22 protein-coding genes and 3 pseudogenes are annotated in these 22,952 nt (G+C 36.0%); 7 read left to right on the top strand and 18 right to left on the bottom strand.

Translation table 11 applies throughout. From position 1 onward, the window contains the following. Nucleotides 1-64: 64 nt before the first annotated feature. A complete protein-coding gene (locus ACIQYG_RS14010) occupies nucleotides 65-1,180 on the top strand; it encodes a response regulator (protein ID WP_402838909.1) in 1,116 nt (371 codons plus the stop codon). 17 nt (nucleotides 1,181-1,197) lie between these two features. Here the strand turns inward: ACIQYG_RS14010 and ACIQYG_RS14005 are convergent, their stop codons facing one another. Further along, nucleotides 1,198-1,329, bottom strand: a complete 132-nt coding sequence (locus ACIQYG_RS14005) for an anti-repressor SinI family protein (protein WP_402838907.1) — start codon at nucleotides 1,327-1,329, stop codon at nucleotides 1,198-1,200. Between the two features lie 409 nt (nucleotides 1,330-1,738). Between ACIQYG_RS14005 and ACIQYG_RS14000 the strand changes: the two are divergent. Further along, nucleotides 1,739-1,831, top strand: a pseudogene (locus ACIQYG_RS14000) (IS3 family transposase); the annotation flags it as partial. Nucleotides 1,832-2,037: 206 nt separating this feature from the next. Here the strand turns inward: ACIQYG_RS14000 and ACIQYG_RS13995 are convergent. After that, a pseudogene (locus ACIQYG_RS13995) lies at nucleotides 2,038-2,835 on the bottom strand (dihydrodipicolinate synthase family protein). Between the two features lie 259 nt (nucleotides 2,836-3,094). Between ACIQYG_RS13995 and ACIQYG_RS13990 the strand changes: the two are divergent. Next, nucleotides 3,095-3,577, top strand: a pseudogene (locus ACIQYG_RS13990) (IS6 family transposase); the annotation flags it as partial. 162 nt (nucleotides 3,578-3,739) lie between these two features. Here ACIQYG_RS13990 and ACIQYG_RS13985 read toward each other — a convergent pair. The 8 genes from ACIQYG_RS13985 to ACIQYG_RS13950 form a co-directional block, all read right to left on the bottom strand. Next, entirely contained in the window at nucleotides 3,740-4,834 is a 1,095-nt protein-coding gene (locus ACIQYG_RS13985; RefSeq protein WP_402838905.1) for a flavin-containing monooxygenase, read from the bottom strand. A 23-nt stretch (nucleotides 4,835-4,857) separates the two neighbouring features. Next, the gene (locus ACIQYG_RS13980) at nucleotides 4,858-7,398 is read right to left on the bottom strand and encodes a type I polyketide synthase (protein WP_402838903.1); all 2,541 of its coding nucleotides are present in this window, start codon (nucleotides 7,396-7,398) and stop codon (nucleotides 4,858-4,860) included. Between the two features lie 30 nt (nucleotides 7,399-7,428). Next, the gene (locus tag ACIQYG_RS13975; protein ID WP_402838901.1) at nucleotides 7,429-9,207 is read right to left on the bottom strand and encodes a fatty acyl-AMP ligase; all 1,779 of its coding nucleotides are present in this window, start codon (nucleotides 9,205-9,207) and stop codon (nucleotides 7,429-7,431) included. A gap of 22 nt (nucleotides 9,208-9,229) precedes the next feature. Further along, the gene (locus tag ACIQYG_RS13970) at nucleotides 9,230-9,526 is read right to left on the bottom strand and encodes a phosphopantetheine-binding protein (protein WP_402838899.1); all 297 of its coding nucleotides are present in this window, start codon (nucleotides 9,524-9,526) and stop codon (nucleotides 9,230-9,232) included. A gap of 14 nt (nucleotides 9,527-9,540) precedes the next feature. Next, the gene (locus tag ACIQYG_RS13965) at nucleotides 9,541-10,731 is read right to left on the bottom strand and encodes a cysteine desulfurase family protein (RefSeq protein ID WP_402838897.1); all 1,191 of its coding nucleotides are present in this window, start codon (nucleotides 10,729-10,731) and stop codon (nucleotides 9,541-9,543) included. Beyond that, complete coding sequence (locus ACIQYG_RS13960; RefSeq protein WP_402838895.1) at nucleotides 10,725-11,096, bottom strand: iron-sulfur cluster assembly scaffold protein; 372 nt, start codon at nucleotides 11,094-11,096, stop codon at nucleotides 10,725-10,727. The genes ACIQYG_RS13965 and ACIQYG_RS13960 overlap by 7 nt, the downstream gene beginning before the upstream one ends. A gap of 406 nt (nucleotides 11,097-11,502) precedes the next feature. Then, the gene (locus ACIQYG_RS13955) at nucleotides 11,503-12,702 is read right to left on the bottom strand and encodes a LuxE/PaaK family acyltransferase (protein ID WP_402838893.1); all 1,200 of its coding nucleotides are present in this window, start codon (nucleotides 12,700-12,702) and stop codon (nucleotides 11,503-11,505) included. A gap of 146 nt (nucleotides 12,703-12,848) precedes the next feature. Next, nucleotides 12,849-14,447 carry an MFS transporter gene (locus tag ACIQYG_RS13950; protein ID WP_402838890.1) on the bottom strand — a complete coding sequence of 533 codons (1,599 nt, stop codon included), beginning with the start codon at nucleotides 14,445-14,447 and terminating at the stop codon, nucleotides 12,849-12,851. An 84-nt stretch (nucleotides 14,448-14,531) separates the two neighbouring features. Between ACIQYG_RS13950 and ACIQYG_RS13945 the strand changes: the two genes are divergently transcribed. After that, nucleotides 14,532-14,672: a hypothetical protein gene (locus tag ACIQYG_RS13945; RefSeq protein ID WP_402838887.1), complete on the top strand. Its 141-nt coding sequence runs from the start codon at nucleotides 14,532-14,534 to the stop codon at nucleotides 14,670-14,672. Nucleotides 14,673-15,139: 467 nt separating this feature from the next. On the opposite strand, the gene ACIQYG_RS13940 is transcribed toward ACIQYG_RS13945, so the two are convergent. The 4 genes from ACIQYG_RS13940 to ACIQYG_RS13925 all read right to left on the bottom strand — a co-directional run bounded on the left by ACIQYG_RS13940 (nucleotide 15,140) and on the right by ACIQYG_RS13925 (nucleotide 17,879). Further along, a complete protein-coding gene (locus ACIQYG_RS13940) occupies nucleotides 15,140-15,796 on the bottom strand; it encodes a carboxymuconolactone decarboxylase family protein (protein ID WP_402838938.1) in 657 nt (218 codons plus the stop codon). Nucleotides 15,797-15,915: 119 nt separating this feature from the next. Next, entirely contained in the window at nucleotides 15,916-16,344 is a 429-nt protein-coding gene (locus tag ACIQYG_RS13935; RefSeq protein WP_402838885.1) for a MarR family winged helix-turn-helix transcriptional regulator, read from the bottom strand. Between the two features lie 53 nt (nucleotides 16,345-16,397). Next, nucleotides 16,398-17,084 (bottom strand): 4'-phosphopantetheinyl transferase family protein, encoded by a 687-nt coding sequence (locus ACIQYG_RS13930; protein ID WP_402838883.1) that lies wholly within the window; start codon nucleotides 17,082-17,084, stop codon nucleotides 16,398-16,400. 528 nt (nucleotides 17,085-17,612) lie between these two features. Further along, complete coding sequence (locus ACIQYG_RS13925) at nucleotides 17,613-17,879, bottom strand: UvrD-helicase domain-containing protein (RefSeq protein ID WP_402838936.1); 267 nt, start codon at nucleotides 17,877-17,879, stop codon at nucleotides 17,613-17,615. Between the two features lie 167 nt (nucleotides 17,880-18,046). On the opposite strand from ACIQYG_RS13925, the gene ACIQYG_RS13920 reads away from it, so the two are divergent. After that, nucleotides 18,047-18,526 carry a hypothetical protein gene (locus ACIQYG_RS13920; RefSeq protein WP_402838881.1) on the top strand — a complete coding sequence of 160 codons (480 nt, stop codon included), beginning with the start codon at nucleotides 18,047-18,049 and terminating at the stop codon, nucleotides 18,524-18,526. Nucleotides 18,527-18,652: 126 nt separating this feature from the next. On the opposite strand, the gene ACIQYG_RS13915 is transcribed toward ACIQYG_RS13920, so the two are convergent. The 3 genes from ACIQYG_RS13915 to ACIQYG_RS13905 form a co-directional block, all read right to left on the bottom strand. Further along, nucleotides 18,653-18,838: a hypothetical protein gene (locus ACIQYG_RS13915; RefSeq protein WP_402838879.1), complete on the bottom strand. Its 186-nt coding sequence runs from the start codon at nucleotides 18,836-18,838 to the stop codon at nucleotides 18,653-18,655. Between the two features lie 27 nt (nucleotides 18,839-18,865). Further along, nucleotides 18,866-19,831, bottom strand: a complete 966-nt coding sequence (locus ACIQYG_RS13910; protein WP_402838877.1) for a hypothetical protein — start codon at nucleotides 19,829-19,831, stop codon at nucleotides 18,866-18,868. 171 nt (nucleotides 19,832-20,002) lie between these two features. Beyond that, nucleotides 20,003-20,350 carry a hypothetical protein gene (locus ACIQYG_RS13905; protein ID WP_402838875.1) on the bottom strand — a complete coding sequence of 116 codons (348 nt, stop codon included), beginning with the start codon at nucleotides 20,348-20,350 and terminating at the stop codon, nucleotides 20,003-20,005. A 241-nt stretch (nucleotides 20,351-20,591) separates the two neighbouring features. Between ACIQYG_RS13905 and ACIQYG_RS13900 the strand changes: the two genes are divergently transcribed. Both ACIQYG_RS13900 and ACIQYG_RS13895 read left to right on the top strand, forming a co-directional pair. Then, nucleotides 20,592-20,966, top strand: a complete 375-nt coding sequence (locus tag ACIQYG_RS13900; protein WP_402838874.1) for a hypothetical protein — start codon at nucleotides 20,592-20,594, stop codon at nucleotides 20,964-20,966. Nucleotides 20,967-21,129: 163 nt separating this feature from the next. Beyond that, nucleotides 21,130-21,414, top strand: a complete 285-nt coding sequence (locus ACIQYG_RS13895) for a DUF4183 domain-containing protein (RefSeq protein ID WP_402838872.1) — start codon at nucleotides 21,130-21,132, stop codon at nucleotides 21,412-21,414. A 93-nt stretch (nucleotides 21,415-21,507) separates the two neighbouring features. Here ACIQYG_RS13895 and ACIQYG_RS13890 read toward each other — a convergent pair whose 3' ends face one another. After that, the gene (locus tag ACIQYG_RS13890; protein ID WP_402838870.1) at nucleotides 21,508-21,915 is read right to left on the bottom strand and encodes a DUF4183 domain-containing protein; all 408 of its coding nucleotides are present in this window, start codon (nucleotides 21,913-21,915) and stop codon (nucleotides 21,508-21,510) included. Between the last annotated feature and the right edge of the window lie 1,037 nt (nucleotides 21,916-22,952).

The following is a 22,952-nucleotide window of genomic DNA, read 5'->3' as shown; positions in this document are numbered from 1 at the left end:
CCTCATTTTGTTTCTGATTATTTAAGCATTATGATATATATGACTAAAGGAGATAAGATATAGAATGATTAAGGCTATATTAGTTGATGATGAGATTCTAGCACTAGATTATTTAACAAATTTACTTCGGGCATTTCCTATAATTCATATTATCAATACATATACAGATAAAACTAGTATTCTAGAGGATATTCTGAGCCAAACCGTTGACGTTGTATTTTTAGATATTGAAATGGCTGATGGAAACGGCTTAGATTTTGCAGAAACTATTTATTCTTTATCTCCTTCTATTCAAATTGTTTTTGTAACTGCGTATGCTGAATATGCAATAAAAGCTTTTGAAATACATTCAATCGATTATTTATTAAAACCTGTTATGCCCAATCGATTAGCTAAGACCATACAGCGATTATCAGAAAAAATCATTGACAATAAAGTTGATCGAAAGTTGGAGAATCCGTCATTATATATTCAGTGCTTTTATGAATTCCAGGTGTTGAAAGATGGTGAACTACTCCATTTTAAAACTGCAAAAGTAAAGGAGTTATTTGCATATTTTGTAACCTTTATGAATACATACATTCCTCGTGACCGTATTATCGATAGCCTATGGCCAAATTATGATAGTAAAAAAGCAAAGATCAATCTCCATACCACCCTATCCTATTTACGAAAATTTTTGAGTGCAATTGGATATACAAATTGCATTAAATTTTCAGATCAGAGCTATATTTTATCAATGGATTCGATTCACTGCGATTTAACTATAATCAACGAGGTTGTTTTAAATATAGAAAAGGTTGACCAATCAAATATACTTCACATCGAGGAAGTACTAAAACTCTATTCCGGTTCATATATGGAATGGAACCGCTATGAATGGGCAAATGAAGTGGCACAAAAAATAGAAAATGACATTATTATTCTTTTGGAAAAAGTAATAGATTATTATAGTGACAATGACCGCTATAGAGCATTACATTATCTACATATTCAAAGAAGGCTATCACCATACTCGGATAGAAATATTGAGCAAACAATGCAACTTCTCATTCAAAAAGGAAATCATGTTGAAGCAATGAAAATATATAATGATTATGAACAATTGCTCTCGGAAGATCTAGGAATTGGTCCCGGAGAACGTCTAGCTACACTTTATCAGTCCTTACTAATAGGATAACCGTTTCCATAGTTTTTTTATCTTTCCACATTATTAAATGATTGTATAAAATCCCTTATTTCATCTATACTCACACCTAATTCCTTTGCTTCAATTATTAAAGAAATCCATTCTTCATCTAATTGATTTTTTTTACAGGTATCATTCATATTCTACATTCCCCCTAAATATGTTAATTCATTTTATCGTTTATCTCTTAAAAATCTCTTAAATGAAGAAAGACAAATCCACAATGGACTGCCGTTAATCAATATTAGTAATAGTTTTTAGCTTCACTAAGTTCATACTCTCGATTCCCTTCAGTTAATTAATCTTAAGGGTTTTTGTTTTGTTATTATAAAATTCAACATTTTCTACCTATATGGTTTAGGCTCCCGCTAAATTGAAAAGTAATATTCCTGGTATGGAGATATAACTTAGAGGAAAATCGGCAAGATTGCGCCCAACATTCTACACGTGATTTCAAGGCCGCAAAGTCCAATGAAAAATGGGTGACAGACGTCACAGAATTCCATCTAGCTGGGAGCATGGAGCAATTCAAACAAGAACTAGAAGAAATATGTCCATTACTACAATCATCAACGAATCAAGGTAAAATTAAAAGGCATGAGCCCGGTAGATTACCGGGTTCATGCCCTCAAGGCTGCCTAAGTAAATAAAGTGTCTAACTTTTTGGGTTCACTTCATACTCAGCACTTTTAAAGGTAATGCTTCTCTAATCGAAGCATTCCCTCTATTTTTAATCACAATGTTTTTCTAAATGAATAGCACCATTTATCATAATCTAATTTCTCTTCATAAAAACGATGAGCATTGACACTTTAATTAAATGGAGCTATTCTATGGACTTTCTACTGTTAGTTAATAGGAGAACGACAAGCTCCCACCTTTATACCTAAAGAATTATAGTGATTTTTTATGTTTATAATGGCTTGGCCACTTGTAACTTCATTAATTAATTCGTTTATCTTCCAAAGATCCACTGGTTTATTCATTAATAAGTCATTAAAAATTTGTCTGATTTCTTTTGGATAAACATTTCCTACCATACTAGAAAGTCCGTTACATCCATTCATTATCTTTTCTATAAGGTTTACATCTCCACCAGCGAACATGATGAAATTATCTGGTAAACCAGTATTATGGTGACGTTTGGCATCACTTTCTTCTTTAAGTCCTACAAGGTTGGCGTGTTTCTGGTTAATAAGTGCCCTTAATGATTCAGCACTCAGCTCAAATCCTGTTCGGAAAGGGTTATTATAAAGGACAACTTTTTTAGTTGTATGTTGTAGCAGTTCATTTATATAAGAAATAGCTTGTTGTTGCGTCGGCTGAATGTAAAGTGGAAACTGAATTAGAATAGAACTAAAAACAGATTCCTCAAGCTTTTTAATCAACTTTATTGCATCTCAAGTCCTTGTAGCTGATACACCAAACATCAGTTCAACATTTTCAAAATTTTCTTGATTAAAATAATCAATAATTTGGATACGCTCGTCAAGGCTCATTGAATTTTGTTCGCCTGTCGTAGCAGAAACAAGAAGTGAATCTACTCCGTTATCTGTTAAATGTTTAATGATGTGATTGAATCCTTCTAAATATAAGCTCTCATCATCATGAAAGGGAGTCGGAATAGCAACATTAAAATTTTTCATCAGTTATATCCTCCAGTATATTTACATAGCAAGAACTTATTTGTACATAAGGTCAAATACTAAATCCCTTCAGAACATTTATTTAAGGGATTTTTGAATGACGAAATTATTCTGTGTATATGTTGTTTAAAGTTTAGTTACATTCTTAGAGGCAAAAGTATTAACTAATATTTTCTAGTTATTCTTTGTTTGTTTGTTTGTTTGACTATGTGACGAGGTGTACTACCCACCGGCTCTTCTAAAAACCAAGCGCCCAATGAAGCGAGTGGATGAGACCTATATCAAAGTCAAAGGACAGTGGATGTATCTGTATCGTGCAGTTGATTCAGAAGGAAATACCATTGATTTTTATCTAAATAAAACAAGAGACCACAAGGCTGCAAAGCGATTCTTTAAGAAAGCCTTGCGGTCTTTTCATGTTTCAATACCTCGTGTGATAACCGTTGATAGGAATCCCGCCTATCCTGTGGCGATTGAAGAGCTGAAGAAGGAGAAAAAGATGCCTTTAGGCATCCAAATAAGAAAAATAAAATATCTTAATAACATCGTAGAACAAGATCATCGCTTCATTAAAAAGCGAGTTCGTTCCATGTTAGGATTAAAGTCCTTTCGAACTGCCAAACAAATTCTTGCAGGAGTAGAAGCTGTGCATATGATGAAAAAAGGACAAACCCTCCAAGGGGAGAAGTCTGTCCGAAATCAAGTAAACCTCATTCATCAACTATTCGGCCTTCCAGCATAAAATAGATTCCACTAAGAAACTTTTCGCCTCTTTATACCTCTCCTGAAGTATTTGCACCAGAACCTTATTAAGAATGTTTTGTGCTATCTGGATATCCAGTAACAACAACTTTAAGGAATAACAAAAAATTATACGTTTTGCAACACCGTCTATAAAACTAATCTACATAGCTGAAAAAGTCTCTTCTTTTTTGATCTGAACCTGTTGTGCATGAGAACTTACTACTTGTTCACTTATAAACTTTGCATCCCGGCCAACCCATCCAATCAAACCAGAGCCGCGGGAAGTCTGCCAAGGCAATCCCAGAAAATACAACCCAGGAACATTACTTATTCCTCTATCTTGAATAACCTTCCCATCATAGTCAAACAGTTCTGGGATTTCAACCCAACTGTAATCTGATATGAATCCCGTGGCCCAGACGATAGTTTTGATTTTCAATTTTGTTTGATCAGCAAATTCCACTTCATCATTCATCGCTTCTATTGCGCGAGGCTTTACTTTAATAGCGCCTGATTTGACTAGTTTTTTGAGTATAAACCCATACATAGGATCAGGTTTTCCTTTCATTCTCTTACCTAATATTGTTTCAGGCCCCTTTTTTAACAAACCTAATTTATCATACCACCAAAATAAACTTCTTCCTAAAAACTTATACGGCAAATATTTAATCTTAGAACTAATAGCAAGATAAACTTCACGATCTTTTGAGCATTCTACAGCAATCTGCCCACCTGAGCTACCTCCTCCAATAACTAACACCGGACCTTCAGGTAACTGCGAAGGATTATGATATGAAGACGTGTGAATCTGATAAATTTCGTTTGATAAATTTTCAGCTATACTGGGAATATAGGGATTTTGGAATGGACCTGTCGCAATGACTACTTTTTGAGCTTCAAACTCCCCTTGGCTGGTTTCAACCAAAAATCCGGTTGCTGTTTTTTTCATTTTGTATAAATTTGTGTTTAAAGAAACTGGAATGGAAAAATGTCTTTGATAATCTGCTAAATAATCCGCAATCTCATCCTTCGTAGGATAGTCCCACTGATCGCCAGAAATGCGTAATCCGGGTAAGGCACTGTAAAATCTCGGTGTATATAACACAAGTGAGTCATAGCGATAACGCCAAATATCACCAATATTTTGACTGCTGTCAATTAAGAGAAAGGACACATTTTGTTGTTGCAAATAATATCCCAAAGATAATCCAGCTTGCCCCGCTCCAATAACTAGGATATCTATCTTTTTCATCATAATCGTTATACTCCTCAATCCATCTAGATTCCAAACCAACATTTCGTACTCTGCCACGCATACTCAGGCAGATGAACATTTGCTCTCCTTTTTTGATTGAGCGAAATTGTTTCTATCGGATATCCCCTTGTGTAAAGGTGACCTAAACTCTCCAACATAACCGTTTTATCTTGAAAGGAGCATCGCAGGAGAAGCGCTGATTTCCCTTCTAGTCTATCTACCATATTTTCCTGATCCAATAGAGGTTCTGGTGAAATTTCCAAGTAAATGGCATCCCTTTTACTAACCCATGTCTGCAATTGTTGTTCAACGCTAAGGCTAACATAATCTGAATGTACGGCCCTATCATCCATAGATAGTACCCTATGAATTGCCTCCTGTAGCGTCAACAATCCAGTTGCGTAGGAACCACTGATTTCTCCTAAGCCGATTCCTATAAAAGATACTGGATTTATACCCCAGTAATTCCATAAATCCACTAAAGCTACTTGTAGTGCAAACAGTGTGAACTTTAGTTGTTCTGATGAACCCTCCCATGTAGTGTTTCGATTTACAAATAACTGATTCCATATTGAATAGCCAACCTGCTTTTGTATGAGACGGTCTGTTTCTATCAATGATTCACGAAAAACTGCTTCTTGTAAAATCCAAAAGTCTTTGTCCTGTGACCAAATAGGCATCTGGGTTGGAAAAACAAACACTACCTCTTTGCTGTTATCTAAATTTTCTATCATTTTGTTTTTCACGTATTCTTCGAGCTTCTTAGCAACTTCTTCTTTGCTTCTCCCGACAACAGCCAACCGAGTCTCATGATGCTTTCTTTGATGAATAAGTGTGCTGCTAATATCCTCCAATCGCTCTTCCTCCGCCGAAGAATACAACAGATAGTCACGCATTCGACTAGCAATAGTCACGAGCGCATCCCTTCCTTTAGCTGAAAGAGGAAATAACACAGGTTGGTCAGAGGTTGTCTGATCCAAAAACGTGCAGCTATTACCTGGAAAAACCCCTCCCAACACCACATGGGCATTGGTTCCACCAAAGCCAAATGAACTTATCCCTGCTATGTTTTTATTTGCATCAGGCCACGATTGTAACTTTGTTGGAACTTGTAATAAAAGTTCTTCAAATGGAATGTTTGGATTCGGTTCAGCAAAGTTCAAGTGTGGAGGAATCTGTTTATGTTTAATGGAAAGAGCTACCTTAATGAGTCCCGCAATACCAGCAGCAGATTCTAAATGCCCAATATTTGTCTTCACCGAACCTAGACAACAGTAATTTTCAGCATTTCTACCTTGGCTCAACACTTTTCCTAACGCTTTTGCTTCGATAGGATCACCAAGATATGTACCAGTCCCATGTGCCTCGATATAATCAACATCTGTAGGTGAGATCCCAGCGTTTTTATAAGCAGCTAAAAGTACTTCTTCCTGTGATTGTTGATTCGGTGCTGTTAAGCCGTTTGTGCGTCCATCCTGATTCACAGCACTTCCATGAATGACTGCGTAAATGTCATCTTCATCACATATAGCTTGGGAGAACGACTTAAGAATTACCACTCCTACTCCTTCTCCGCGAACATAGCCATCTGCTCGAGCATCAAATGTTTTACAACAGTCATCACCTGCAAGCATACCTGCATTCGCAAAACTGGACGTAATCTCCGGAGATAAAATGAGATTAGCACCACCGACAACAGCCAATGTTGAATCTCCTTGCCAAATGCTCTGGCAGGCATAATGAATGGCAACAAGAGAAGATGAACAAGCAGTATCAATTGCCATACTCGGACCATGAAGATCAAAAAAGTATGATATCCTGTTGGCAGCAATACTTAATGCTGTACCAGTAACCGCATAAATATGAGGATCTTGCGATTGAGTGATTTGCATACGTCCATAATCACTGTTGGAGGTTCCAATAAATACACCTGTCTTCGTCCCACGTATTTTCTCAGGATTAATGCCCGCGTCTTCGAAAGCCTCCCACGTTACTTCCAACAGCATACGTTGCTGTGGATCCATTCTAGTCGCTTCCCTTTTAGTAATCTTAAAAAAAGAGTTATCAAAAAGCTCAATATTCTCTACATATCCCCCTCTACGTATCCCAAAATGTTCTCCCTTATACTGATTAATCAGCTTCAAACGTTCAATCGGGAAATCTGAAATCGCATCCTTACCTTCCTTCAACAAATCCCAAAACTCTCTAGGATTTTTTGCTCTAGGAAATCGGCAACCAATGCCTACAATTGCAATCGGTTCTTTTGATATTTGTACTTTTTTATCGGCGGTAAAATTAATTTTGCAATCTTCATTATCACCATTTGACAATGAAATTGCTAATTCCTCAATGCAAGGAAAATCCCAGAAAATTGTCGGTGAAACTTCTTGACCTAACCATTCTGCCAAGTCTCCAGACAACATGACCGCTTCCGCAGAATCCAAACCAAAATTAATGAATGGTTCCCCTGTCTCGATCTCCTCTGGAACTAGTTCCAATCGAGCAGCAATTTCTTCAATTAGCCATTTCTTTATATCTGATGAAGTACGTACATTTAGACTCATTTGTTTACCTTTCATACCTGTGTTTTTAGATTAGAAACATCCATAGGCTTCAAAATTGTTTTCTAGATACTTTATTTTTGAAGCATGCCGCTGTATCTTACCACTAGAAGTCTTAGAAATTGTACCAGTTTTAATCAGTATGAGTTTATAAAGTTGAATTTCATGTACTTCCACAACTTTCTTGCGTACTTCAGTAGCAACTTTTTTCAAAAGAACCGCCTCATCCGACTCATTCTGATCCTCTAAATTTTCATTTTTGCCTCTTGGACGGTAGTCACGATTCAGTTCAGCAACTACCACTAATCGTTCTTCCCCATCAACCTCTACCGAGAACGCTGCTACATATTCATCTCGAATAGCCGGGCTGCTCTTTTGAACAGTTAATTCAATATCCTGCGGATAGTGATTACGTCCTCGAATGATAATCAAATCTTTCATTCTACCCGTCACAAATAGTTCTCCATCCATAATAAATCCTGAATCACCTGTTCGTAAAAATGGGCCTTCTCCTGTATCTTTGATGTAAGCCTCAAAAGTTTCAGCAGTTTTCTCTGGATTGTTCCAGTATCCTTTGCATATACTTGGTCCAGACACCCAAATCTCACCGACTTGCAAATCAGTACAGTTAACCAATGTTTCTGGATCAACAATCGCTACCTTTTGTCCGGTATAAACGTGACCACAGCCAATCAACGCACGTGCTTCCTCTGTTGTTTCCGAAACAACCTTCACTTGATTTTGTTCTAACTTTACAGCATCGACGAATAACGTAATCGGAAAATAATCCCTGCTACAAGCAGATACATACAAAGTACCTTCCGCCAATCCATACCCAGGCATGATGCTTTCTTCCCTAAAACCATAAGGAGCATAACACTCCGCAAACTTTCTTAGAGTTTCTAAACGGATCGGTTCCGCACCATTTAGAGCTACACGCCAACTACTCAAATCCAAATCAGTCACCTGCTCAGGTTTAAACTTCTGAACACATAATTCGTAAGCAAAATTAGGACCCCCACTGTAAGTTGCACCGTATTTTGAAATTGTTTGTAGCCACTTTAGTGGACGTTGCATAAAGCTAACTGGAGACATCATAACAAGCTGACTACCCAAATAAGGTGTCAAAAGAATTTTTCCAATCAAGCCCATATCATGAAAAGCTGGAAGCCAGCTCACCGCTTTTGTTTCAGAAGAAAGTTTAAAGTTTTGTTCCATCAGAAAAAGATTATGTAGCAAATTACGATGAGTAACCATCACGCCCTTTGGCTTTGAAGTAGAACCTGATGTATACTGCTGGAAAGCAATCATGTCAGCAGAAATCTCTTTTTCCTGAAATTCGTTAGCTGAAATATCTGAAATAAGATCTGTTGCCTTAAATCTCAAGATGGATAGATAAGGTAGTATAGATGAATTCTTCTTGATTTCGTCGGATATTTTAGAAGTAGTTAAAGCAATAGAAGCCTGAGAGTCAGCAACAATCGCTTGAATTCTTTCCGAAGGACGACGAAAATGAGGCAACGAAGTAGGTACAGCAATCATTCCTGCATATAGACATCCAAAGAATGCTGCAACAAAATCGAGACCTGATGGATAAAGAAGAAGAACGTGATCCCCTGGCTTTCCCATCTCAAGCAACGTTGAGGCAATAGCACGAGCTTTTCTGTCCAAATCAGCAATGGTAAACGTTCTTTCTACCTTTCCAGTGTCATCTAAGTATGTATACATTAACGAATGTGGATCATATAATGCACGGTACTGCAGTAAATTGACAAGATTTGAATGTTGTTCAGCTATATTTACTATTGTCATGTATTATTTCCTCCACCTTTTCCTACTTTGTCTGTTGAAGATGTGAAAGTACGTATTGAGCTAATGTGGCAACCGAATAAAAATGCTTTCTCAAAGAATTGATTTTTTTAATATCTACTTTCATCCCGAACTCCTTTTCGATTCCTTTAACGATATAAATCGTATCGACTGATTCAAGACCCAGTCCTTCTCCAAAAATAGGCTCTGTATCTTGAATATCGCCCGCTGTAATCCCTGTTAATTCCAAATTCTCAATAATTACTTTCTGTTTTATCACATACGAAATATCTTCAATGGTTAGCACCTTATTTGCTTGCATATCCTCACCTCATGTTAGAGTTGTACAAAATTGTTCTGCTCAATAGGAATCATCCGACGAAGCTTTGAAACGACATGCTCTAATGCATTAATCAGGAAAAACACATCATCTTTTTGTGTATATTTTCCAATACTGATTCGGATAGATGAGCGGATTTGTGCTTCTGATAATCCAATGGCGGTCAGCACATGTGACAAAGAAGCTTGTTTGTTCGAACTACATGCCGATCCTACTGAAACAGCAATACCATAAATCTGATTCAAAAGAGCAGCAACTGCTTCTCCCCTGACATTTTCAAAACTAATATTTACAGTATTATTCAAGACATGCTCTTGATCAGTTGAGCCGTTAATGCAAGTGTGAGGAATCCGCTCTATGAGCTGCTTTAAAAGAAGATTTTTATATGCCTGTATCCTTTCATAATCTTCTTTAAACTCCTGACGTATTTTTGCACTTGCTTCTCCCAAGCCAACAATGGAAATCACATTTTCCGTTCCACTACGCAATCCATTCTCTTGAGATCCTCCATGAAGGAGTGGTTCAAGTGCGCGTGATTCTTTTAAAAAAAGTCCCCCAATTCCTTTTGGACCGTAAAATTTATGCCCAGAGAATGAAAGGGCATCTACCCCTAATTCTTCAATATTAATACGTATTCTTCCAACAGCCTGAACGGCATCGGTATGAAAAAAGATACCATAGCGCTTAGCAATACTCGCGCATTCCTGTATGGGCTGAATGCTTCCAATCTCATTATTTGACATCATTAGTGAGATGATTCGGGTGTGCGGGAGAATTGAGCGTTCAAGATCATCCACGGACACAAATCCATTTTTATCCACTTCCAAATAAGTGATTTCAGCGTTGAAATACCTTTCTAAGTATTTGCATACTTCTAATACAGAAGGATGTTCAATCATCGATGTAATTACATGAATGGGATCAAATCGAAATTGTTCAATCCATCCTTTTAAAACCCAGTTATTAGCTTCCGAACCTCCCGATGTAAAATATATTTCATTTGGTTTCGCTCCAATAAGGGCTGCGATTTCTTCACGAGACTTCTCTATCTTCTTCTTGGAACTACCTCCATACTGATGGTTGCTTGACGGATTACCGAACAATTCAAATGCTTCTTTTGACATAGCCTTTGCTACACTCTCATCTATAGGGGTTGTTGCATTGTAATCAAAGTACGTTCTCAACATGCATTCGTCCCTTCCGGTATACCAAGTTGTTTAAAGAGCTCTTTCATGATATCCAGACAATGCATTTGATTTGGCTCTAATTCCCCAAGCAATGCCTCGATTTCTGTCTCGGAAACGGCAGACAAATCGGAAATACACTTATTCTGTATAAATTCACTAAACACACTGACTGTGGCGATAGATGTGGCACAACCATAAGCTTTATATCTGACGTCCGTAATTTCTTGATTATTGTTGTAAGCAATATGAAGAATGATAGTATCACCACAAACAGCGTTGCCAATTTTAATAACGCGACTTGGATGCTCTAGCTCTCCAATATTACGGGGATTCATAAAATGTTCTGTAATAATTTCGTTGTACATTTTTAGCCTCCTTTACTTCATCCATAATCATCTTATTTGGAAAGTGCTAAGAACTTTGCACCTCTTCGTGACAAGAAACCTAAATCCATACCGATGAGTGAAAGCATCGATTAGCACCAATCGCGAAGTAGTGCATCGTTTTTTATCTCGTTTCTCTTCTAATAGATCTCTAATTTTCTTTTCGATATTCTGTAGGACTTGCTCTTCTAATTTTAAATACCCACTGTACGGAAAAGCTTATATCATCTTCTCATTTTTGAATTCAGTCATTCAACGATGTAGGAGGCTCTAGTCCTTAGTTCCCAAGCAGTCTACTCTACTGACTTTTCTGTTTCTAAATAAGCTGCCTTGCTTTAGAATGCTTCTATTTTCGCATTCCCTGTTCTATATATCCAAATTTAGTCTGCTAACAAAAACAACTCACAGAGAAACCTTCTCCGCCATCGCTCTTTTCATTTTCATCCATGTGCTTTTCTAAATTGATGGCACAGCAACCGATTTCCGCCCCTTTAATTCGAAATAAATAGTTGATCCTTTGTCCATTTCGACCACAGGAGCAGCCTTTATCTTTAGACAGAAAAACTAGATCTTCCGTAATAATAAATCCTGGATACGATATGGAGGTAGGGTCTAAAATTACTAGTCTTCCTACTTCCCCATCTTCTACTTCTTTACTGAGATCTTCCATGGCCCGTACAGAAAAATGTACCCAAGGGGGAACATGTTTTTCATGTTGTTCGCACTCAATAGCCATAAAATTAGTTTCAACCAATCCATACATATCTCTCACTTGATCTTCCTTGATACCTAAATACTCAGCACATTCCTTATTAAATTGTTCTCTATCTATCTCAACGCCCGTATATCTTTTCCATCCACCTAGAGTAATTACTTTTGTTTTTCGATCCAGTTTCAGTCTGATATCATTTTCTCTTAGATAATTGAGCAGTCGGTCAATCATAAACGGAGGTCCAATAAGATGTCTGGTGTGAATTCTTTCCCATCTATTTAATAACTCTATTACCTCTTCTGGAACAAAAGTCGCTTGCTTCACTACATTATGGCTTCCATCCATCAATCCAGAGAACATGCTCAATACTTTGACCATCCCCATTTCCGGCATTTCCTCAGCGGATGGTGCCAAGAAGATTGCTTCTCCGTCAAAAAATTTGAAGAACTCTCGATACATTGCGTAAATCCCTAATACAGTACGGTTGATGGTTGCTTCATCCCGTCTGGAGATACTAGGAATACCACTTGTTCCTGAACTTCTTAGTTCGTGTTCAAGAGACGCAATAGATTTGGTCAACAATTGGTGAGAGTTAACATCTTTAAATCTTGCTACGTGTATCCCTGGAATTTTTACGAGATCCTTAAATGTCTGCACATCATCAGGAGTCACACCCTGTTCATCACAGAGGCCTCGGTAATAGGCATTATTTTCGTAATGAAATTTGAAATTATCATAGATTAGGTTTGCCTTGATTTCCTCAATTTCTTTTTCTGGTCGTGTATAAATGTCTTTTACAGACGAGATAACTGCCCCTACTGGATCAATCCCCAAATTGTTCATATTTTTTACCACTTCAGCAAAATAACTACCCATTAATCAAAACCACCTTTTTTTTACCTGTATTGTATTTATTTTCCTTAAATACAGGATAATATTATCTGCATTTCAAAAAAATGTAAATAATAAATTGGAATTTTGGTGAAATAATTTAATCCATCTCTAAAATCACTCTTTTTTAGCTATAACCGAAATGATTTTTTTAGTAAAAACATCGCTGAAATACTAAAGAAAATGGATAATAACATTCCGAAAATAAATGCATAATGAATAGCAGTTACCTTATTTTTCTGTTCCTGATCTCGCAAATCTGAAATCATCTTTTTCCATTCTCCCAGATTATTCTTACTGATTTCGAGCGATTCCAAATGGGATGTATAATTTCTATCGAAAAACGATACCTGTTGTGCTTTTAAAGCATCTGTTAGTTTACTTTTTTCATACGTTGACAAAGAAGTTGAATGAATTTGTTGAATGGAATCTTGTATCGAAACCATAGAGAAATGATTAAAGGATGTCATAATCACACTAACAAAAAGAGAAACACCAATGGCCCCTCCAACATTTCGTACCATTGCAAAAATACCTGATGCGACAGAAGACTGTGAAGATTGAACAGAAACGGTGCTGACAGTTAAACTGGTAACTGCAATCATGGCAATCCCAACACCAATGACTCCAATTCTCCACAATATGGATAGTGTAGGTGTGTTTACTTCAAGACTTGTTAAAAGATAAAAACCGATAACACTGATAATATAACCAATTATCATAGGGACAAAAAAACCGAAGCGATCAATCAGTCTCCCCGTAACCGGAGCAGTAATCAGCATCGCTGCAGATAATGGTGTAATAAAATAGGCTGCTTGCAACGACGTAAATTCCATAGCTTCCGTAAGAAGGATCGGCAAAATCATCATCATACCGCTTAAAAGAATTCCACCTAGTAAATTCGATATCAGCCCAACTACATACAACTTATTGGTGAATAATTCAAAGTCAACTAACGGATAAGAGATCTTATGTTCAATCCAATAAAAAACTCCTACCCCTAGTATGGAAAAAGTAAAGCTTCCTATTATTGGCCAGGACATCCACCCAACATCCGGCCCTTTAATAACAGTGTAAATAAGAACAAAGAGTGTAACACTCAATGTAATTGTCCCCCAAACATCAAAATGGAGCGGTTGTGTCTTTTCTCTTAAATGTTGAAATATTCTTTTATTTAAAAACAAAGCAATTGTAATGACAGGAAGGTTAATGTAAAACATCCAACGCCAATCAGAAACCTCTGTAATTACTCCCCCCAAAGCAGGTCCAATTGCTATCGCCAATCCACCTACTGCTCCCCAAACCCCCATGGCAGAGCCTACTTTTTCAGGAGGAACTGCAGTACGAACTAGACTCATACTGGTTGGTATCACAATCGCTCCGCTAATCCCTTGAAAAAAACGAAAAAGGATAAGCATCTCCACATTAGTGGAAAGCGCGCAAAAAAAAGAACTGAGCATAAACATAACCAAGCCTATGTTGTAAAATTTAGCTCTCCCTAACATATCTCCGATTTTCCCCATAAAAACAAGAAAAACCGCTACAGTAATGACGTACGCATTTATTATCCAAGATGCCATTCCTAAGTCAGTGCTATATTCTTTGATGATGCTTGGCAACGCAATGTTTACAATACTTCCATCTAAGAAAATAATAAAGAGCGCTAAACTAATAGTAAAAACTTGTTTCATGCCCCCATAGCCCGATGAATTTTCGCTTAGTTCAGCCAAATTATTTCCACCTTTCATTTTTATATGGAAATTAAAGTAATATTTGTTTAATATTGTAATAAATAATAAAGTGAGGTGATAGTTATGAGCAACAAAGAAAAAAAAGAATTTGAATTAAAATGTCCTATGTGTTACATGGCGGATTTTATTGTTTGGGCAAACGAGAAAAGAAAAAACAAAAAGAATGCAAAGAAATCACCGCAGATTCCTTGTGACAAAAAGTAAAAAAGAATTTTAAAAAGCCCATCGACCCTTTTTAGATTCGGTGGGCTTTTTCCACGATCTTTCTAGAAAACAAACCTAGTTCTTAGTTTAATTTCTATATGACTATATCAAGTCGTTTAATATATCATTGTAGTTTTTTCCCCATTAACTTTGCAAAAAAACGCATACATACTTTTGGCATAAATCTCGAGAAAATACGAACACATTTATCAATCAAGATTACCCCTCCTTTTACTTAGCTTTCTAACTATATAATTACAATAATATCCTTTTATATATTTTTTACAACTTATTTAATCGGTTAATATTTGAGTTTTATTTCGATTTCTAAATTATAATCTACACTACGGTCTGTTTTTGACACAGATTATCGGAAACAGGTAAACGATACTCCGACGTATATAAGAAAAGTTTCAAATTAAAGAAACCCGACCTAAATGACCAAGTTTCTTTAATTATAATAATGTTTAGTGCTTTTCAAAACACGTCAAAGAATTCACGCTGTGAGTGAGAACATATCCCGCATTTGCAACGCCCGCAACCATAACCGCTTCCAAAATCTCTTCCATTTCCCCACCAAGTTTCTTATAGTTTTGAGTATGGACCTCAATACTATAGGCGCATCCAGTCACTTGAGCGACTGCCACGGCAATAAGTTGCTTAGTCTTTGCATCGATATTTCCTGAAACAAGTACATCTGTATTAAATACTTCAAAAGATTCCACTGCCTTAGGTAACGCCGTCTTAACTTCCTTGAATTTATCCATATAAGTTTTCAAATAAAGGCTATCACTTGCTTCTCCCTTGAAAGCATTTAATGCATTCACACTTTTTAAAATGACGGACTCAGCGTTTACTACGCCCGCAACCATAACTGCTTCCAAAATCTCCTCTACTGTTCCGCCGTGACCTTTGAATTTTTTTGTATGAACATCGATGCAGTAAGGACACCCTGTTACATGCGTAATAGCAACAGCGATCAGTTCTTTGGTTCTAGCATCAATTAAACCAGGAGAAAACGCCTCATTCATAAAACCAAAAAAAGCATTCGCTGTTTTGGGCGCAAGCTTTTGAATATCAGAAACTCGCTCCAAGTTAGACCGTTTGTATAAAACATCATCCATTTTAATCAATATTATCCCTCCAAAAAATAGAAATCATTAGCTCCCATAAATTATGGTATCTAAATATTTTTGGATTGTCAATATTTACAATCTTATAACAGATGGAAATAAGCGTTTTGTTATATTTCAATATTTTTATGCACACGCTGAAGCCATAAGCGAAGTATCATAGTCTCTTCAGGCGAAAACCCCTTACGAACTATGACTTCTGCTTTCTCGACAATAGTCAAGCATCTTTCCTCTAGCGCTTTTCCTTTGTCCGTCAAATACATAAGATTTGCCCTTGAATCATTAGGATCCACTCTTCTAATAATAAGTCCTTTGTTTTCAAGTCCTTTAATGAGATTAGTTATTGACGCTGGCGTAATTCCCAAAGTCTGTTGAACTACTTTCTGGCTGGTACCGTCACTTTCCCATAAGATAAGCAATACACCTAATTGTGAATTCGTTATGTTGTATTGTTCTAACTCATGATCTAAATAATTACAAATTGATCTATAATTCCTTTTTAACCAAAATCCTATCCAACTTTTCATTTTTTTGTCCATATTGATTTCCTCTCATAAGAAAAGTAAAATTCTAACTTTATTATAACAAAGTCTTATATAACTTGTTCTATTGCTTCTAGGTCCATTAATGTTACTTCCTCGGGAAATTGCGCCTGTATAGTACACGCTGACAAGGTATAACCTTCTGCCAAATTATACTGCTTAAAAAACCAGCGACAGGGACTTTCATTGCATGCAAAAATAATCTCCCCGTTGTTTTTTTTGGTTATGGAAAACGAATGAAAAGGTTGGAACAAGCCTTTTCCCACAGCCTTTACATAGCTTTCCTTTAAGCTCCATAAATCAAAAAAATAGTTTTCTTGTTCTTCCCTTGGCTTCCTCAAAATTTCTTGATATTCCTTATCCGAAAAAATGCGTTCAGCGATGTGAATATCAACAGGGCGAATTTTTTCCACATCAATCCCTATGGGGGCTGTATGGAATATTGCCACTACCCACTCACCTGAATGAGAAACATTGAAAAAAAAAGACTTTGAATTCTTTAACGACGGTTTCCCATATTGATTATAAGTAAATTTAATTTCTTCATTTGGTATGTTAAATTCTTTACTTATGACCGCTCTCACTAATAGTTCAGAGAACAGTGAGCGCATTGCATCCTCCTTTCGAAAGAATCGACTTACTTTCTCCATTCGTTCTTTTGATACTTTTGTGCTCCATTTTAAAAAAATTTCCGGTTCAATTTCTCCTGGTATCTTAAGCGCAAAAATCTTGATCAATTCTATTATCCTCCCTTTGTACAAATGATGACGTTATTATTTCCCTATCGATTCCCTCGATAAATTTCTGTTCGACTTCTTCTTTGTTGTAAAAAAAGTGATCTCGCGATAACGAATAAAGTTCATTCTCGTTTACTAAATCAATAATTCTCTTCGCATTTCCCCAATCTTCACACTGTATATAGGTTACGATTAGGTTTCCTGTGATGACATATTTTCTTTCTTCATTTTCAAATGACAGTACCTCCAGTGCTCCATTGTAAAGATAGATAGCGTGTTGTTGTTCTCCTATTCGCTTCAGATTTCTATGCTCCGATTGAAAGGACTCTTAATTGAAAGGACTCTTAATTGTATTCTTTACATCACTAACAATACTGTATGAAAAATCATCAGTGATTAAAATTTTCGGATTCCATTTGTTTACTTTTGGATTATACGTATTATACCAATCAGGTTTCCTTTAATCAAAAAGCTCAGAAAACTTCTCTTGATATTCTTCATCATCTAACACCCTAAAATTCTTTTCTCCTAAAATTCTTTTCTCCTAAAATCATTTTTTTGGAATGCTTTCTTTGCAAAAAAATTATTAAAGAACTCCTGAATTGTTCCAATAAAGTTAGGGTATTCTATATCATTCATCCCCATTTTTGCTAAACCTGTCCTAATCTCATCTACTGCAACATTTGTATGCGTAATAAGACATATCCCTTTATCACTCTTAGCTATTTTGTTCAATAGTAGGCCACACTTAGCAATTAGAACAGTAGTCTTACCAGATCCTGGACCTGCAACTATATCAATTGAACCCTCCGCCCTTATTGCTTCTTTTTGTTAATCAAAAAAATCACACCCTGGTGGTAAAATTTTTGGTGTTAAAGCTTTTAATTGTTCAATCATATTCGTATTGTTACCGTTCAGTAACTAAAAAACTACCAAACAGGGTAGTTTTTTAGCATAAATTGATGGTTAATTTAATCAAGCAACCCCTTTTTCTAAAAGACACTAGAAGACCAGCCATTAAATCAGCTACTTCTTTCTTAAAACAAAATATTAAAAACAATAAACGTAAAGCCGTTGCTCAATTCTCTCATGTGGATAATTCTCTAAAAAACTCTTTAAAACAAGCGAATTTTGTAGCTCATTGGGTTCCGAGTGTATTTAGTAACCTAGTTGGTTCTTTCTACGAAAAAGCTGAAACTGTACAGGAATTCTGGAAGGTTATTAAGCAGTGTAATAGAGTGGTTGATTATTCTGCTAACAAAAGAGCATTCACAGGTAAACAGGAAATAGAAATCGGAACCAAAGCTTTTAAGGAATTTGCTATGAAGGTTAAGAGTCGAGTTAAGATGCATAAAGGACCATTTGCTTACTTTAATGGGATTGTGAATAAGCTTATGAATGAATTTTACTTTGATGAAGAGTTTATGCACAGCTTTAATTGAACATAAGAAGCAGGATAGTTGGAAGAATTCACTTTAATAAGACGAACTTTTACTGTATTGAGGAGTCCTTCTTATTGAAAACTTGTAAAAGGGTATATGAATTCTCCTTTTGATTTTTGACTCGTCTTACAATGCTGTATAAGTAAGGAACAAAAAAAGGCCTGGTAATCCAGACCTCTTATCGGGGAAAGTGATTTCACTAATAAAACCAACTCCCCTTTTAGATTTATCTTTTATAGTTTTTGCTATTGCTAAAAAAACTATAAATCCGATAATACCCACGAAACCTAATATATTAATTATAGTAGACAATCCGATTCTTCCTTTCCGTTAATAATCTTATTCTTTATTTTGAATAACAACTCTAAAGGAACCAAAAGTTTGTTGACTCTCATAATTATCAGCATTTACTTCATAAGGAAATGGGAAGGCGATGAGTTGGAAATTATTTTCTCTTTCAACGTTGGGTAGATTAAAATCAAAAAGATGTCTAGTTTCTGGTGGAACAGTGGTATATAAGACGTCTGTGTTATCTCTAACTGCAACTTGTTCCCAATCTTTTAAAGCTATGATTGCATATCTGATCTCAGCATTTGTCTCATTTCCGGCAGAGAACTTAAGTTCCTTGCCTTCTTTTTCAGTCATAATTGATTGCAACTTTTCCTGACTATTTGTGATAGATATATTTTCATTGAATCCATCCTTTACAATAGCATCAGGTTTTACTTGCTTTACTTTTATTGCATCTTTCCCGCTGTCAGCTTTGTTGATGGAATACCGCATACTTAAAACTTGTTCTAAAATCCCTGCCCTATTTAGGTCGAGCTCCTTCAATTTATACTCTGGCTTTTGAACGATTACAAAAGTCAATTCACTGGAATCGGAACGAATGGGAACAGAAACTTTGAAGTTTATGGAGGTGTTAGGTTTCGCATCAAAGAAAAATTTATTTACTTCCTGCTCCTTATTTTCAGCTTTGAAATTTACTTGTTTATAATCTTCAAAAATAAGTAAAGCATACTTTCTGTCCTCATCAATGTCATTGTCTACTGAGGCAACAACTGTCACTTCATTGTTTTTACTATTAAGTGCACTTCCTTCATCGATAAATTTACCATTCAAATCTATCAAACCATACCCAACCGAACCATACTCAGCCGCATTCGTTTCTTTGCTTTCTTTTTCAATATCATCATTATTAGACGTGCTTAATCTTAATTCTTTAAGTGGAGATGAAGCATAAAACCAGTAAAAAACCCCAAGCAATATCAAAACAGATAACGCAGCTATGTAGTATTTTTTCATAAAACCAATCTTCTCCTAATTAAAAGAGATATGCAATGAGCATATCTCTTCATTATTTTTCTACTACCAATTACCAATAGGCCTTTGTTTGACCATTAACAGTTTTATACCCTTTAAGTTTAAAAGTATGAGTCCCAATAGCAAAATCATTCCTGAAGTATATTGAATCGTTCAATGTTTTAACTCCAATATAGTCCGTCTTTGTAGAACTTGCCGATTTAGTTTTAAAGAACCATCACCATTAAAGGTTTTAGCTCGTGCGTAAATATAGTCCTGTATCTTATCAGAAGATGATTTAGCGACTGCATAATTAGTCGATAAAATTGGGTTGTATGTACTTAAACTCATACGGACTTTATTCTTTGCTAGGATGGTACTACCTGTACCATCTGGTTCTTGAGTAAATGATGATTCTTGCGAATTTACCAGACCTTCAGTTTCAGCTGCACTTGCCCCCGTAGCAGAACCTAGTATTGATAAACCTAATGCTGTTATAAATAATGACCTTTTCAACTTCAATATAATAACCTCCCCTCCGTTTAACATTTTACTATAAAAGTAAATTTAAGTAAGTATTACCAAATTATACAGTAAAATATGTCTGCAGCTGATTTTGTCTTAACAAATTCCCAACTGGATAAATACAGGAAACTACCCTGCAATTGATAAGCCGTTTTTGTGACGAATAAATAAAAAAGGCGAACTTTTCAATCTACTTTTTCTTCTTTCACAGCTGCAAGCAAATTTCGGTGTGAGCTAAATGTGTAAGAATACAATTGCAAATAAGCTTGAAGTCTCTTATAAAACAGTTCAACGTTTAATGAAAAAACTTGAAGACCTTGGTATGACCCGCCAAGTACCAATGAAGAGAAAAAAAGATATGATGCAAACAGCCAATGCCATCATTATTCAACCTGTGAAAGAAGAAATGTCCGGCAAGCCCCCTGTGAAAGAGTCCAAGAAGTGTCCGGCCATTAAAACCCAAGAAAACTCTTTAAAAAAAAGCAAATTTCGTAGACATTGGGTTCCTGATGTATTCAGTAACCTAGTAGGTTCATTCTATGAAAAGGCTGAAACTATACAGGAATTCTGGAAGGTTATTAAGCAGTTTTTTTCTATTAAAGGTTTTTGCTGATTTTCTTATGGAACTAAAAAGGGCAGGTTAGCTCCATAAGAAAAGTCAAACTTGCCGTTCCCTAATTCGAAGTATGAAATAAAATAATTAACAGGGGGACGGACAAGCTCTTAAGGAATGTCTGAAAAAAAACGTATATTAAAAAAGAAGGGGGTGGATATAAATGGCAATAATTAAACCTTTTATGGCTTCCAGAAAATTCACTGCCACAATAGGAGATGGTACAGGTACAGGTGCGACTTTTGCAATTGCAGCAACAACCTTTACGGATGATGCAGGTGCAGCTGTAACCGCATTTCCAGGGTCATTTGCTTATTATATTTTATATATAAATGCTCAGATTCAAACAGCTGATACCTCAACCCTTACTACTACTACTATAACTATTCCAGGTGGCGATGCACTTGATGCTGCAACTCCAATTGTTGTTGAAGTTGTAGTCAACTAATCCTCATGATTTGCCAATGAAAAAATGCCGGTAATCAATTGGTGATTGTCCGGCATTTTGTTCATTGGATGCGCAAGAACTTCCACTTTTTCTTTATCCATAAATTATTACAAATTGAAGAATAATAGGGGATCCAGATAGGGGTAAATCGTTAGAGAATGTAAGTTTTCCCTTTTCTACGATGTAATTTATATTTGGCTGTAATATTCCATTTATAAATAAGTTTATATAAGATACGCTGTTTGGATTAAGAATCCCAGAGCTTCCGTATTTTAATACTCCATCTTGATTGGTATAAACCCTTTTTATACCGTCAGAGATTGCAGTATATTGAAAAGTTTTTACCTTTAAAATGTTAATTGGATTTGGGTTTTCCCTCACTGGATAAATATTTGGACAACCTCTTGGCGGACTTGGTGATATACAACTATTTTTATTATACAATCCTGTTTTCTTTTGTTGCTGGTACATGCTATGATAACCAATTAATTTCTTAGTCATAACTTACTATTAAACCCTCCTTTTTGGATAATGATGCTCCGAAATTCTCTGTACTTGTTCTGTATCTCCCTTACACTTATATATTCATTTCTATTGGTTCAGGTATGGGTTCTACAGCCTCTATAATTTTCACATCATACACATTTTTTTGCTTTTTCCGACTTCCCACTTTTTTATCTTCAAGCTACTATTCTTTTTATTTTCTATCTCTTTCTCATCCCCTTCACTCCGTTTATACATACAACCTACTCTCTACTTCCCATCTTTACTCCTGCCGGCGACGACTCTAAGCCGTGTAAGTACAGAAGAACAAAAACCAAAACCTAGATAAATTGAACAACTTATAAAATATGGGGTAGACGAAATTGTGTGAAGAATTGTACATTAACTGTCGGGTGCATTAGTTTAAACATGAAGAGTATTTTGTTTACGCGGCTCGATAGACTTATATATAATAGATGAAATCCATTAGGAGTCGACTTTATGCTTAATCGGATTCGGAATAAATTGATCACCGCACAAGAAACGGGAGAAGAAGTAGATAATATCTACACTATTTTACCCCCGCCAGGAACCATTATCGAAGAGGCAACTGGATAAGAAATGGAAAAAGCAACAGAGTTTGAAATTAGACAAATGGCTTTCATGAGGTTACAGTAAATGAATATACAATTTGACGGTGCGTCATATAAAGAACTATTAAAAGGGTTTCAAGATTTTGAAACCGATTCGAGTAAATTTTGGAGAGGTGTATAGCAAGCCGTTTATCCGTTCCGTATGAATGGCCAATCAGAATTGATTATGCAAACGGCCCTATTTATATTGGTAAACACGATTTATATGAAGTAGAAAAGGAAGATTGATATTGAAATTTACGCTTGGCATGGTCATGTATTAGTTATTAATGTATGTTAAATCGATTTTAGAGTGTTGACCAAAAGGGTTAACGCTCTTTTTCTTTAAAAAATTAGCTGTATAGTGATGTAAGTGGATTTTTCCTTCTTTTAGAACTAACAGGAGCGTTCAAGAAAATTGTT

Source organism: Peribacillus sp. NPDC096622, assembly GCF_044762665.1.
GTDB classification, from domain to species: domain Bacteria; phylum Bacillota; class Bacilli; order Bacillales; family DSM-1321; genus Peribacillus; species Peribacillus frigoritolerans_B.
Note: the sequence above shows the minus strand (reverse complement) of the source record. Positions and strands in the feature narration are given on the sequence as shown.

Excerpts from the sequence above, each read along its gene's own strand:
- ACIQYG_RS13920 (WP_402838881.1), top strand. The coding sequence starts at position 18,047 with ATGGTTAATTTAATCAAGCAACCCCTTTTTCTAAAAGACACTAGAAGA.
- ACIQYG_RS13965 (WP_402838897.1), bottom strand. The coding sequence starts at position 10,731 with ATGTTGAGAACGTACTTTGATTACAATGCAACAACCCCTATAGATGAG.
- ACIQYG_RS13900 (WP_402838874.1), top strand. The coding sequence starts at position 20,592 with ATGTGTAAGAATACAATTGCAAATAAGCTTGAAGTCTCTTATAAAACA.
- ACIQYG_RS13955 (WP_402838893.1), bottom strand. The coding sequence starts at position 12,702 with ATGGGTAGTTATTTTGCTGAAGTGGTAAAAAATATGAACAATTTGGGG.
- ACIQYG_RS13980 (WP_402838903.1), bottom strand. The coding sequence starts at position 7,398 with ATGAGTCTAAATGTACGTACTTCATCAGATATAAAGAAATGGCTAATT.
- ACIQYG_RS13960 (WP_402838895.1), bottom strand. The coding sequence starts at position 11,096 with ATGTACAACGAAATTATTACAGAACATTTTATGAATCCCCGTAATATT.
- ACIQYG_RS13935 (WP_402838885.1), bottom strand. The coding sequence starts at position 16,344 with ATGGACAAAAAAATGAAAAGTTGGATAGGATTTTGGTTAAAAAGGAAT.
- ACIQYG_RS14010 (WP_402838909.1), top strand. The coding sequence starts at position 65 with ATGATTAAGGCTATATTAGTTGATGATGAGATTCTAGCACTAGATTAT.
- ACIQYG_RS13945 (WP_402838887.1), top strand. The coding sequence starts at position 14,532 with ATGAGCAACAAAGAAAAAAAAGAATTTGAATTAAAATGTCCTATGTGT.
- ACIQYG_RS13975 (WP_402838901.1), bottom strand. The coding sequence starts at position 9,207 with ATGACAATAGTAAATATAGCTGAACAACATTCAAATCTTGTCAATTTA.
- ACIQYG_RS14005 (WP_402838907.1), bottom strand. The coding sequence starts at position 1,329 with ATGAATGATACCTGTAAAAAAAATCAATTAGATGAAGAATGGATTTCT.
- ACIQYG_RS13910 (WP_402838877.1), bottom strand. The coding sequence starts at position 19,831 with ATGAAAAAATACTACATAGCTGCGTTATCTGTTTTGATATTGCTTGGG.
- ACIQYG_RS13970 (WP_402838899.1), bottom strand. The coding sequence starts at position 9,526 with ATGCAAGCAAATAAGGTGCTAACCATTGAAGATATTTCGTATGTGATA.
- ACIQYG_RS13985 (WP_402838905.1), bottom strand. The coding sequence starts at position 4,834 with ATGATGAAAAAGATAGATATCCTAGTTATTGGAGCGGGGCAAGCTGGA.
- ACIQYG_RS13890 (WP_402838870.1), bottom strand. The coding sequence starts at position 21,915 with ATGACTAAGAAATTAATTGGTTATCATAGCATGTACCAGCAACAAAAG.
- ACIQYG_RS13940 (WP_402838938.1), bottom strand. The coding sequence starts at position 15,796 with ATGGATGATGTTTTATACAAACGGTCTAACTTGGAGCGAGTTTCTGAT.
- ACIQYG_RS13895 (WP_402838872.1), top strand. The coding sequence starts at position 21,130 with ATGGCAATAATTAAACCTTTTATGGCTTCCAGAAAATTCACTGCCACA.